General features: G+C 67.8%; 11 protein-coding genes. 3 read left to right on the top strand and 8 right to left on the bottom strand.

Features of this window, described 5'->3' with window-relative positions; genetic code table 11:
* Nucleotides 1–11: 11 nt before the first annotated feature.
* The 8 genes from ACH4RC_RS03920 to ACH4RC_RS03885 all read right to left on the bottom strand — a co-directional run bounded on the left by ACH4RC_RS03920 (nt 12) and on the right by ACH4RC_RS03885 (nt 7,783).
* Nucleotides 12–893, bottom strand: coding sequence for an HpcH/HpaI aldolase/citrate lyase family protein (locus tag ACH4RC_RS03920; RefSeq protein ID WP_398194709.1), 882 nt, complete (start codon nt 891–893; stop codon nt 12–14).
* Nucleotides 890–1,546 (bottom strand): SRPBCC domain-containing protein, encoded by a 657-nt coding sequence (locus ACH4RC_RS03915; RefSeq protein ID WP_398194707.1) that lies wholly within the window; start codon nt 1,544–1,546, stop codon nt 890–892. Before ACH4RC_RS03915 ends, ACH4RC_RS03920 begins: the two co-directional genes overlap by 4 nt.
* Before the next feature lie 100 nt (nt 1,547–1,646).
* The gene (locus ACH4RC_RS03910; protein WP_398194705.1) at nt 1,647–2,441 is read right to left on the bottom strand and encodes an ABC transporter ATP-binding protein; all 795 of its coding nucleotides are present in this window, start codon (nt 2,439–2,441) and stop codon (nt 1,647–1,649) included.
* Between the two features lie 272 nt (nt 2,442–2,713).
* On the bottom strand, nt 2,714–3,976 hold the full coding sequence (locus ACH4RC_RS03905; protein WP_398194702.1) for an MFS transporter: 1,263 nt from the start codon (nt 3,974–3,976) through the stop codon (nt 2,714–2,716).
* Nucleotides 3,966–5,057 carry an ABC transporter substrate-binding protein gene (locus ACH4RC_RS03900; protein ID WP_398194700.1) on the bottom strand — a complete coding sequence of 364 codons (1,092 nt, stop codon included), beginning with the start codon at nt 5,055–5,057 and terminating at the stop codon, nt 3,966–3,968. The genes ACH4RC_RS03905 and ACH4RC_RS03900 overlap by 11 nt, the downstream gene beginning before the upstream one ends.
* Before the next feature lie 44 nt (nt 5,058–5,101).
* A complete protein-coding gene (locus ACH4RC_RS03895) occupies nt 5,102–5,968 on the bottom strand; it encodes an amidohydrolase family protein (protein ID WP_398194697.1) in 867 nt (288 codons plus the stop codon).
* 58 nt (nt 5,969–6,026) lie between these two features.
* The gene (locus ACH4RC_RS03890; protein WP_398194694.1) at nt 6,027–6,923 is read right to left on the bottom strand and encodes a hypothetical protein; all 897 of its coding nucleotides are present in this window, start codon (nt 6,921–6,923) and stop codon (nt 6,027–6,029) included.
* 176 nt (nt 6,924–7,099) lie between these two features.
* Nucleotides 7,100–7,783: a GntR family transcriptional regulator gene (locus ACH4RC_RS03885; RefSeq protein WP_398194691.1), complete on the bottom strand. Its 684-nt coding sequence runs from the start codon at nt 7,781–7,783 to the stop codon at nt 7,100–7,102.
* A gap of 476 nt (nt 7,784–8,259) precedes the next feature.
* On the opposite strand from ACH4RC_RS03885, the gene ACH4RC_RS03880 reads away from it, so the two are divergent.
* The 3 genes from ACH4RC_RS03880 (at nt 8,260) to ACH4RC_RS03870 (ending at nt 12,296) form a co-directional block, all read left to right on the top strand.
* Nucleotides 8,260–9,324, top strand: a complete 1,065-nt coding sequence (locus ACH4RC_RS03880; RefSeq protein ID WP_398194690.1) for an ABC transporter substrate-binding protein — start codon at nt 8,260–8,262, stop codon at nt 9,322–9,324.
* A gap of 156 nt (nt 9,325–9,480) precedes the next feature.
* On the top strand, nt 9,481–11,133 hold the full coding sequence (locus ACH4RC_RS03875; RefSeq protein ID WP_398195700.1) for an ABC transporter permease: 1,653 nt from the start codon (nt 9,481–9,483) through the stop codon (nt 11,131–11,133).
* 17 nt (nt 11,134–11,150) lie between these two features.
* Nucleotides 11,151–12,296: an ABC transporter ATP-binding protein gene (locus ACH4RC_RS03870; RefSeq protein WP_398194689.1), complete on the top strand. Its 1,146-nt coding sequence runs from the start codon at nt 11,151–11,153 to the stop codon at nt 12,294–12,296.
* Nucleotides 12,297–12,305 lie beyond the last annotated feature (9 nt).

Below are 12,305 nucleotides of genomic sequence, written 5' to 3'. Positions count from 1 at the left end.
GTCGCGGCCGGTCAGCTGTCACGGCCGGTCAGTTCACGGGCCTTCTCCAGGCCGGGGTAGGTGCGCACGGGCGCCGACATCAGGAACCGGTAGCCGTCGTCGAGCACCTGCTTGACGTTGTCGGCGGTCACGTGCGGATGACCGACGGCGACACCGCGCTCGGCGCAGATGTCGAGGATCCGCCGCTTGCACTCCAGGACCTTCGGGTGCTCGTACTGGCGGGGGACGCCGAGCTCCTGGCTCATGTCGCCCTCGCCGATGAGGATCAGGCCGATGCCCGGCACCTGGTCGAGGATGTCCGGCAGGTTCTCGATGCCGCGCTGGTCCTCGATCATGAGGCCCACGAGGATCTCGCCGTCCGGGGCGAGCGGCCAGACGTCGGCCTTGGCGTAGTACTCGATGTTCGAGATGCCCCAGTAGCGGGTCGCGGCGTGCGGGCCGTCGCCGCGCAGGCCGGCGGGCTCGTATCGGGGCGCGTCGGGCAGACTCGGGTATCGGCAGGCGGCGACGGCGTTTCGGGCCTCCTCCACGGTGGAGATGTGCGGCCAGATGATGCCGAACGCGCCGAGGTCCAAGGCCTGCTTGGCGTGCCACTGCGCCTTCTCCGCGCCGTTGGCGGGGATGCGCACCATCGGGGTGACGGCGGGGGCGAGGCTGTCGGCGCCGAAGATCTGGCGGCGGCTGAGCAGGTACTGGAAGCTGTCCCGGAGCGCGTTGATGTCCCAGGGCTTGTGCTCCATCTCGAACACCACGGTGTCGTACTTGGTGGTGGTGAGCTCGATGGCGGCCGACGGGTCGGCCGCCGAGAAGGTCGCGAAGACGTGCTCGCCCGCCTCGAGGGCGCCGATCACCTGGTTGTGCCTGGATGTTGCCTTCGTCGTCATCGTCGTCATCGTCGACCTCCTCGACCGAGTGCTTCACCGGACTTGTTCGCGGAACCGGCTGCCGCCTGTGACTGCTGCGCGCCGCGCTTGGAGCGCCGCCCCGCCCACCAGGCACGCAGCCGGGCGAACAGGCCGGTCGGGCGGGCCGGGGCCGGGCGGACGGCGGTTGCGGACTGCGTCTCGGGGGTCGCTGCCGTGACCGGCTCGGCGGGCGGCGCGCACTTCTGGATCAGCTGGTCGGAGAACTCCTTGGTCATCCGGGAGATCACCGCACCCGCACCCGACTCGATCAACTTCGCGAGTTTGCCGTTGAGTTGGATCTCGCCGTCGACCGAGACCAGCGAGGTGTCGGGGGTCTTCCCCTCGACGACCCGGAAGGTGGCCTGGGCGCTGAAGCGGGTGGCGCCCTGTCCGTCCTTGCCGCGGGCGGTGAGCTTGCCCTCGTGCCCGGACTCGTCCAGGTCGAGGGAGACCCGGGCGCCGAACTTGACCCGGATGCCGCCGAACCTGACGACGAGGGTTCCGTCGAACGACCCGTCGTCGTGCGAGGGGCCGAGCTCTGCGCCGCCGATGCACGAGACGACGGCCTGGGGGTCGGAGATGACCTCCCAGACACGCCTGGGCGGACTTGGTACGGCGATCTCTTCCGTGATCGATAGCAACTCTGTGAACCTCACTGGGCGGCAGGCGTGACGGCTTCCGAAAGGAACGTGCCGGCGTGCTCTGCGATGTATTGGCTGGTGGGGCTGCGGCCCTGCCGCGTCAGGCGGCTTCCCGCTGCTCGGAGGCGAAGAGGCCCCAGAGGTCGTTGTAGAGCTCCGAGAACTCGCGGGTCTCGACGAGCGAGCCGATGCTGCGGGGCCGCTCGAAGGGAACCTTGATGACTCGGCGGATCGTGCCCGGACCCCGTGACATCACGACGACCTCGTCGGCCAGGTACAGGGCCTCGTTGAGGTCGTGCGTGACGAAGATGAGCGTCCCGTTCTGCTCCTGCCAGATGTTGAGCAGTTCCTGCTGGAGTTTGAGGCGCGTGATGGCGTCGAGCGGCCCGAACGGCTCGTCCATCAGCACGATGGACGGGTTGTAGATCAGCGCCCGCGCGATCGCGCAGCGCTTCTGCATGCCGCCGGACAGCTCCCGGGGGAAGTGGTCCTCGAATCCGGTGAGGCCGACGAGCTTGATCCAGTCGGCGATGCGCGCCTCGCGCTCCTCCTTGGGGACCTTGCGGAACCTGAGCGCCAGGCCGACGTTGGCCCGCACACTCAGCCAGGGGAGCAGGTGGGACTGCTGGGTCACGTACGCCGCATCGGAGTTGACGGTGATGACCGGTTCGCCGGCGTAGTGCACCTCTCCCTGCGTGGGAGTGAGCAGCCCCGCGGCCAGGTTGAGGATGGTGCTCTTCCCGCACCCGCTGGGTCCGATCACGGCGACGACCTTGCCGCGATCGACGTTGAACGTGACGTCCTGGATCGCCGGTCGATGGGTGCCGGGGAACTGCAGGGTGACGTTCTCCAGTCGGAGTGCCTCCGAGTGGGAGTTGCGCTGTGTGGTCGACATATCTGTCTCCTCGGCCCCGGCGTTCATGGGTGGCAGTGCAGTGAACGTGCTCTTGCTGAGGCAATCTCGGCGACCCTCTTCGCCTCCGGGATTGTCGGACAACCAGTGATGCGAACGTAACACCGCCTCCAGGAGGGGACAAGAAGCCTGCAGGAAGAACCTTGCATTCACAGAAACACCGAGCGCGATCGGCTCAGCATTGTCCGACAACGAACCGGCCGGATGGCGGCGAGAACCCCATGGCGCCGCACAAGCCCGCAGTTGGGGCGTACTCAGTGGTGTCCGTGCGCGCCCCGGGTCATCGACAGGGCCAGCAGTACGGTGAGGCCGACACCGGCCGACGCGAGCCCGCCGACGAGCAGCGCGCTGCGGGCGCCCCAGGACGCGCCGATCGCTCCGACGGCAGGACCGCCGATGACGGTGCCCCCGAGCCAGCCGATCGACCAGATGGACAGCACCCGCCCACGCATCTGCGGGGCTGCCGACACTTGCATCAGAGTCTTGGCCGAGGAGTTGAACGTGACCGAGGCGGAGCCGACGAACGCGAGCACGACGAGCGCCACCGGCAGCGTCGGCGCAAGAGCCGCGCCGCAGATGAGGACGCCCCAGATCACCGCGGACACCGACAGTGGCCGGGTGCCGAGCCGGCGCCTGCGCATCGCGACCAGGCCTCCGAGCACCCCGCCCACGCTCATGACGGCCATCGCCGTGCCGTACCCGGCCGGTCCCGCCCCGAACACCGACCTCGTCAGCAGCGGCAGGCTCACCGGGAACTCCCAGGTGAGGATGCCCGTCACGTACACCATGACCATCGGGTACAGCAGCTCGGGCGTGCGCCGGACATGGCGGAGGCCGGCCCGGATCTGGCCCTTCGCCCGCACCTCCCGCTCTCCCGGATACATCTCCGCCGTCCGCAGCCTGAGCAGACTGACGATGACGGCGAGGAACGAGACCGTGTCCAGGGCGAAGCACGGGGCCACCCCCAGGGCCGCGATCACGGATCCGGCGATGCCGGGCCCGGCTAGCTTGGCCGTGTTGACGAGGGTGGAGTTGATCGCGATGGCGTTGGACAGGTGATCCGTGTCGACGAGCTCACTGATCAGCTTCTGACGTGCGGGACTGTCGAAGACGTTCGTGAGGCCGAGCCCGAGCATGACCACGATGAGCAGTGGCAGCGTCACGAGGTGTGCCCACGACAGTACGGTGAGGAACGCGGCCTGGACGGCGAAGCAGATCTGGGTGAGGAGCAGCAGTCGGCGCGTGTCATGGCGGTCGACCACGAGTCCGCCCCAGGCCCCGAGCAGCAGGATCGGCAGGTACCGGGCGGCGGTCACGATGCCGAGCACGGTTCCGCTGCCGGTGAGTTCGAGGGTGAGCCAGCCGACGGCGATGTTCTGCATCCAGTTGCCGGCCACCGACGTGAACTGCCCGATGGAGAAGCGGCGGTAGTTGCGGATCCTGAGCGAGGCGAAGCTGCCCGGGCGGCCCTCGTCATGGGTCGGGCCAGGGCTCAGTCCCGTGTCCTCACCCGACACTCGTACCCATCGCGTCCTCCCCCTTGGGGAAGAAGGTCGTGAGGTTGTCGTACTCGGCCAGCGTCGCGGTGGGGTACCACTTCAGCTTCGCCTCGCAGACGGCTTCCAGGACAGGTGTGTCACTCGTGTCCGAGCAGTCGGTGCTCGCCGGGATCCGGGAGTTGTACGTCGTGGCGAGGGCCTGCTGGGCCTTGTCGGAGGACAGGAACGAGGTGAGCAGCGCCGCGGCGGCGGGGTGCGGTGCGCCCTTCGGGACGTAGAGGTACGACTCGTTGGCGTTGGTCGGCGAGATGGGGGCCACCTCGACGGGCGCGCCGGTCTTCTTCGCCTGGAGGACGAGGTTGATGAGGCTGGTGCCGACACTCACCTCTCCCGACTCGATCGGTGCCTCCGACTGCGTCGTGTTCGGTGTGAAGTGGGGCTTCTGCGCGGCGAACTTCTTCGCCCACGACAGCGCCTCCGCCTCGCCCATGGACGAATCAAGCGCCCAGGGGGTCAGGAACGACGCGCGCGACTCCGCCGAGATCTTGCCGCCGGACCACTTCGGGTCGAGCAGATCGCTCCAACTCCTCGGCACGTCAGCGGGTTTGACCTTCTCCGTGTTGTAGGCCCACACCTTCGGCACCGCCCAGATGTAGACCAGCTTCTTGTCGAGGAGGTTCTCGGAGCCGATGCCGTACTTCGACCAGTCGATGTCGTCCGCCATGTCGGCGGACGGGGTCACGGTGATCCCGCCGGCGTTGGCCACGTCGACCGACACCTTCCCGGCGGCCTGTTCCATCCTGAGCTGGCTCACCTGGTCGGGAGCCTTGGTGTTGGTGTACTTGATCTTGATGCTCGGGTACTTCTTCTCGAACAGGTCGATCGCCGGCTGCATCTGTTGCTGCGGCTTGGGGGCCGACCACTCGACCTCCCCCTCCTGCTTCGCCTGCTTCACCAGCGCGTCCATCGACTCCGGCAGATCGGCGCTCTCGGCCTTCGCGCCACAGCCGGCCATGGCGGCCGCGCCGACCAGCGCGGTGGCCGCCGTCAGGGCGAACCGCTTGCGACCCGTCCCGCTCCTTCGTTCCTGTCCCGTCACATGATGTCCTCAGGTCGTGTCAGCCCACGCGGGGTCGGCAGTGGCTATCGGTTGATCGCGGGTGCGTTGTAGACACGGGCCGCGTTACCGCCGAGAACGGCCGCGAGTTCGTCCGGCGACATCCAGGACAGGAGGCCCTCGATGGAGTCGCGCAGGTCCTTCAGGGAGCCGTCGGACGCCGGGAAGTTCGATCCCCACATCAGGTGATCGGCACCGAAGACGCCCGCGAGGCGTCGCAGCACCTCGACGACATCCGCGCCCTCCGTGTCCTTGAGGCGCCGCAGCGCCGGAGGGGTGATCTTGAGGTTGACCCGCGGGAAGCGGGCCAGCCGCCCGAGTTCGTCGAGCTTCGGGTACGAGGGGCCACCACTGGCGTCGGGGCGTCCGGCGTGGTCGAGCAGCACGGTCAACGTCGGGTGTGCTTCGAGGACTTGGAGGAGCTTGCCGGTGTCCTTCGAGTGCATCTGGATGCACACCGGCACACCACGGCTCTCCACGTAGTCCCACACCGCGGCCATCCGCTCGTCCGAGAGACCACTGCCCGGCGTGGGGACCTTCGTGGTGCCGTCGGACACCCGGATGCGGACACCGCTGAAGCCGCGCTCCTCGATCCAGTGCCGAAGGTCCGGCACGGCGGAATCGGAGAGGAAGTCGACGGCGCAGACGCCCACCAGACGGTCCGGGAACTTGGCCAGGGCGTCGGCCGCGTACCGGTTGTCGAATCCGTACACGGTCGAGGCGTGGACGAGGGCGGCCCGCTCGACGCCCGCGTCGTCGAGGCTGCGGATCAGGCCGGTGACATCCACGGGCCGGGTCCGGGACCACTCGGAGCGGGTGCCGCCGAGCGGCTTCGGCGGGTAGGTGTCGGCGTCGCTGGAGATGGCATGGGTGTGGGTGTCGAAGTAGCGCATCGGCTCTCCTCTGAACGGTGTCGGTACAGCGGCGTGCGAAGGGGGCCTCGTGAGCCGGTCACGGGCGGCCCACGTAGCGGTTGAAGTCGGCGAAGAGGTCCGCCGCGTCCAGGTCGTCCTTGATGAGGTCCTGCTCCCGGGCATAGCGGATGGCCGTCTGGAGCGTGGCCAGGAGGGTGTCGCTGACACCGTGCTGCACCACCAGCTCGCGGGTGGAGCCGGTGGATTCGACGGGGCGGGCGGCGTCGATGCCTGCGCAGAGACCTCGGTAGACCTCTCGTACGAGGTCCGGCCTGGACTCCAGGAGGTCCTTGCGCACGACGGCGAGGTGGTTGATCGGGGCCCAGCCGTGGTCCTCCAGGAACTGCGCCTGCTGGGCCTTCCAGTCAGTGATCAGCGGGACAAGGCCGTCGACGTGATCGGCCGAGCGCGCACCCATGACGACCGCGGAGAGCTCGTCGTCCCGCAGGGCCTCCACCAGGGGCCGCGACGTGCGCTCGACGTTGGACGGCTCGGGCACACCGTCGACATGTGCGCCCTCCCGGGTCACCCATGTCACGTCCTGTGACCGCACTCCGTAGGTGTCACTGAGCACACCACGGACCCACAGGCCCGTCGTCTGGCTGTAGGCACGCACACCCACCCGCCGTCCGCGCAGGTCCTCGGGGCGGAGTTGCCCCTCGCCGCCCCAGACGGAGATGGACTTGTGGTGGAAGTTGCCGTGCAGGACCACGGGGAGCGCGGCGACCTGGACACCGGCCTCGACGGCCTGCAGCAGGGTGGCGATGGCGAGCTCGGAGACGTCGTAGCGGAGCTCACGGACCATCGGGGCGAATGCCCGGTGGATGGGCTCGACCTCCGGGAAGTCGAGATCGCAGCCGGCGACCTTCACAGCGCCGTCGATCAGCGGATCCGTGTGCGGGTAGCGACGCAGGGCCACCGAGAGTCGTGTCATCGTGCGACCCCTCGGTAGTCCCTGCGAAGCCCTGCGTCACGGCGACATTGACTGATCATGTCGTTCTCCTCACCGGACTATTTTGTTTGACAATGCGGGGAAGCTAACAGTCGTTTCGCCCCAACGACAAGGTTCCGGCATGAGAATCGTCAAACAATCCGACCCAACGGGTGCCTTCAGCCGTCGGTCGCCCGAGTGGCGTTCAGCAAGAGCGCCTGCCTCGCGGAGGCGACGTGGTGCCGCATCGCCGCGGCGGCCGCGTCGGGGTTGCGCGTCGTGAGCGCCGCCACGATGGCACGGTGCTCGTTCAGCGAGTTCGCCCTCGGGTGGGTCCGCGTCCGGTCACGGAACTGCCGCATCACCAAGGGGTAGACGAGGACGTCGACGAACCCGGACAGGATGGGCTGCCGGGCCATCGCCCGCACCTGCCGGTGGAAGCGCCTGTTGAGCCGGGAGTAGTCCGCTTCGGCGCGCGCTTCCTCCGCGTCGCCCATCTGCCGGCAGATGCCGGCGAGTTCCCGGAGCTCGGAGTCGGTGGCACAGGTGGCGGCCTTGGCGGCCAGCGCCGATTCGAGGACCTCGCGCGCCTCCAGGACGGTGGCCGCTTCCTCGACGGTGAACACGCGGGTCCTGACACCCCGGTTGGGCTCGCTGGTGACGTACCCCTCCTGCGCGAGGCGCACCAGAACCGACCGGATGGTGCCGCGCGAGACACCGAGGCGGCTCGTCAACTCCGCTTCGGTGAGGCGGGCGTTCGGCTCGAAGTGTCCCGAGACGATCAGGTTTCGCAGGTCCCGGTAGGCCCGCTCGAACCTGCTCGACGACGATGCCTCCGGCCCGCTCGACGGCCGCTCACTCATCCAGTTCTCCTCCCCCGGACGTCCCGCATCACAAGGTTGTCCAACAATAGGAGACCGTCCGGTACGGGAACAGGGGTCTGACCACGACCGTCACGCCCCTACACCCAGCAGCTTTGCGGCACCTGTCCACGCACACAACAGGCGGAAACAGCGAGGGAACGGGATTTTCGCGTGACGGGGTTCACGTCGAGCAGGGCCGGTGCTACGGTCCATTTTGTTTGACAAAGCGTCTGAGCCGCGAGGGGCCGCCACGGTCCACTCACAGTCGTCCGCACCGCCAGGGCCTGGCACCTGCCCGTGTCGACCAGAGGTCGTCGCCGCCTGGTGCCCCGCCCCCACGTTCATCCCTGTTGCTGTGCAGAAGAACGTGACGCGCCGCTGCCGCTGAGCGCGTGACGTAGACCAGGTGCCCTGCGCAACGTTGGGCGCGTACCCCCGAGGAGGGGATGGCGATCAGTCATTACGTGAAGAGAAGGGTGACACGGCGCAGTGCCACCGGATGCGCGGCGCTCGCGCTGCTCACGACGGCCGTCGCGACCGGCTGCGGAGCGGGAGCCGAGCAGACCGCACTCCCCGCGTCGATGACTGCCCTGGAGAAGCAGGCGAAGAAGGAGGGCGAGGTCGTCTGGGCCTCCTGGAACCCGGAAGCCCAGATGCAGCCCGCCATCGACCTGTTCAGGAAGAAGCACCCCGGCATCGAGGTCAAGTACACGAACATCAAGGCACCGGACCAGGTCAGCCAGCTCAGGATGGAGCAGGCCGCCAAGAAGGTGTCGATCGACGTGGCGAACGCCGGCGGACTCACCATGACACCGGCGGTCAAGCTGGCCGGTGACGTCGACTGGTCGAAATACGGCGTCGACGACCAGAACGTCTTCGCCAAGAACTTCGTCTACGTGTGGGCCACCCCCAAGGTGTGGGCCTACAACACCGACAAGGTCAAACCCGCTGACGTGCCGATGTCCTGGGACGATCTGCTCGACACCAAGTGGTCCGGTGGCAAGATCTCGGCGGAGTCGCGCGCGTCGTTCATGTCCGTATGGGATCTGGACGATGCGATGGGCGAGACGAAGGCGCTGGCGTGGGCCAAGAAGTTCGGCGCCCTGAAGCCGCACTACTCGCCGAACGTCACCCAGGCCGAAGCACCCATCGAGTCGGGGCAGGTGAGCATCGGGACCAGCCTCGCCAGTCTGGCCCTCGCCGCGAAGGCGAAGGGAGCGCCCGTCGGCATCGCGCCGATCTCGCCGACCAGCGCCAGCGAGTCGTATCTCTACGTCCCCAAGGGTGCCCGACACCCGGCCGCCGCGGCGCTGCTCACCTCGTTCCTGTCGTCGGACGCCGCCCAGAAGGTGCTCGCGAAGAGCTACAACTCCCGGATCCCGGTGGACACCGACTGCTCGGATCCCGGTGACACCGCCGTCCTCCAGGCGCTGTGCGCGGCGCACTTGAAGTGGTACGGCACCAAGACACTCGCCGAGTACAACAAGCTCTCCACGTTCTATCCAAAGGTAGAGAAGGAATTCGGGACCGATGTGGGCTAGCGATATGAAGAAGTCCGGGGGCCCGCGATGGTCCTGAAAACCGACGAAACACCGCCGCCGGCGGCGATGGAAGCACCGCCCACTGCCCCGGCGAAGAGCCCCGCCGTGAAACTGCGGAAGCTCGCACCGGCAGCGGGCACGCTGTTGTCCGTGGCGATGGCAGTCCTGGTGGGCTACCTGGTTCTGGTCCCCCTCGCGATCCTGATCTACAGCAGCCTGAAGCCGTCCCCCACCGAGCTCCCCTTCGATGTCCCCGGCTTCTCGCTCGACAACTTCCAGGCCGTGTTCGAGTCCAGCCGGCTGGGGACGGTGACGCTCAACACCGTCATCTACGTGGTCGGTTCGCTCCTTGTCGCCCTCGTACTCAGCCTCAGCCTCGCCTACCTCTTCGAGCGGACCGACCTGCCCGGACGCAAGTTCCTCAGTCCGATGGCGCTGGCCCCGATGGCGGTTCCGGTCACGGTGATGGCGATCGCGTGGGCACTCGTCGCGAACCCCGCGAACGGGCCGCTGGCGATCCTTGTCCACAAGATCTTCGGCGTGCAGATCGACATCTATTCCATCCCCGGGATGATCCTGGTGATGGGCATCTTCGGGGTGCCCAGCATGTACCTGATGATCGCCCCGGCCCTCGCCCGGCTCAATCCCGAACTCGAGGAGGCCGCCGCGACGGTGGGTGCCTCCCTGTGGCGCCGCCTCCGACTGATCGTTCTGCCGCTCGTCACACCTGCCGTGTCCGCTGCCGGGATCCTGTTCATCGTCGTGGCCCTGGAGGGGTTCGCCATTCCCGCGATCCTCGGGCTGCCGGACAAGATCTTCGTCTTCAGCAGCCTCATCCAGTACTCGCTGCAACCACCCGGCGGAATCCCCAACTACGGGCAGGCCAGCACCTACGGCGTCCTCATCCTCGTGGTGTCACTCATCCTGCTCGCCGTGTACCGGCGCCGGGTCCGTGACACCAACCGGTTCCGGGTCGTGGTCGGCAAGGGCTACCGCCAGACCCGGGTGAGCCTCGGGAAGTGGCGGATCCCGGTCTTCATCGTCGTCTGCGCCTACATGTTCATCGGCATCGTGCTGCCCATCCTGGCCCTGCTGTGGACGAGCTTCTCGCCCTACACCCGACCCATCACATGGTCCGGGGTCGAGTCGATGACCTTCGCGAACTACAGCCACCTGCTCGACATCCCGGACATCGGCAAGATACTGCTGAACACAGCCGAGGTCGTCCTGGTCACCGCCACGGTGACCACCGCGATGGCGGTGTGGATCGCCGTGGCAGCGGCACGACGGCAGTTCCGGGGCAGCACGCTCCTGTTCGAGACGCAGTTCGCGGTCTTCGGGATTCCGAGCGTCGTCCTCGGCGCCGCCGTCCTGTTCCTGTACCTGTTCGTCCCGATCCCCATCTACGGCACCGTATGGATCATCGTCGTCGCACTCGTGACCCGCTTCCTCCCCCGCAGTTCCCGCATGGTGCAGACGGCACTCCTGCAACTGGACGACGGCCTCGTCGAGGCCGCGCGCGTCACCGGCGCGAGCCCGTCCACCGTGACCCGCACGGTACTGCTCCCGCTGCTGCGGCCGACCCTGTGGAAGAGCTGGCTGTGGGTCTTCGCCCACGCGCTGGGCGAGCTCCCGATCGCCCTGCTGCTGACCAGTTCGGACAACCGCACGCTGGTGGTGGTCCTGTGGGACACGTTCACGTCCAGCGTCGACAACCCCACGGCGAGCGCCCTGGCCGTGGTCCTCGTGGTGATTTCGACGGTCGCGGTATGGCTCGTCAACCGGCGCAGCGACATGCAGGAGGCATGAGAGAGATGGTGGAAACGATGAGCAGGAATCCCGTGAACTCGATCGTCATCACGGAGCTGCGCAAGTCCTACGACCGGGCGGCCGGCAGTGAGTCCACGTACGCGGTCGACGGTGTCTCCTTCGATGTCCCCAAGGGGGAGTTCGTCACGCTGCTCGGGCCCAGTGGGTGCGGAAAGACGACGACCCTTCGCTGTGTCGCGGGCCTTGAGCAGGCCACGGGCGGACGGATCGAGATGGGCGGGCAGGTGATGTTCGATGTGCCGCAGAAGATCCATGTCCGCCCCGAGGACCGGCCCATCGCGATGGTCCCGCAGTCCTACGGCATCTGGCCGCACATGACCGTCCTCGACAACGCGGCCTTCCCGATGCGGCACGGACGCAACCGCCGCAGGGGCCAGGACATCCGGGCGCGCGCCCTGGACATGCTCGACCAGGTGGGTCTCGCCCCCATGGCGGACCGCTGGGCCACCCAGCTGAGCGGCGGGCAGCAGCAGCGCCTGGCCTTCGCCCGTGCCCTGCTCGGCGACCCCGAGGTACTCCTCCTCGACGAGCCGCTGTCGAACCTCGACGCGAAGCTGCGCTCCAAGCTCCGCCAGGAACTCCGTTCCTTCCAGGAGCAGTTCGGAGTCACCGCCCTCTACGTCACCCACGACCAGGCGGAGGCCTTGGCGCTGTCGGACATCGTGGTCGTGATGAACCACGGGCACATCGAGCAGATCGACCACCCGGAACGGCTCTACCACCACCCCCGTTCGTCCTTCGTCGCCGACTTCATCGGCAGCGCCAACCTGCTGCCCGTGCAGGATGTCTCGCCCCTGCGCGACGGCAACGGCGTGACGGCGAAGACCGACGTCGGCCCGGTGGTCTGCGGCCGCTCGTCGACCGAAGAGGACCAGCGATCCAGCAGCGGCGGCTACGTGTGTGTCCGCCCGGAGAACGTCCAGGTGCGGACCACCGTCGAGGGGCAGGAACCGGCGCTGCGAGACGCCGAGTTCCTCGCCACGGTGGAGTCCTGCGAATTCCTCGGCGACCGCCTCGAACTGGTCGTCCGCTCCGCCGACATGCCGATTACGGTCTCCACACGGGCCGGCCTCGGATGCCGGCCCGGCGACCAGGTCGTCCTGGAATTCGATCCGGCAACGACGAGCTACCTGGCGAGCTGAGGAGACCCG

Origin of the sequence: Streptomyces sp. NPDC016845, from assembly GCF_044332585.1 — a bacterium.
Taxonomy (GTDB): domain Bacteria; phylum Actinomycetota; class Actinomycetes; order Streptomycetales; family Streptomycetaceae; genus Streptomyces.
The sequence above is the reverse complement of the archived record's forward strand: the minus strand, read 5'-3'. Positions and strand labels throughout refer to the sequence as shown.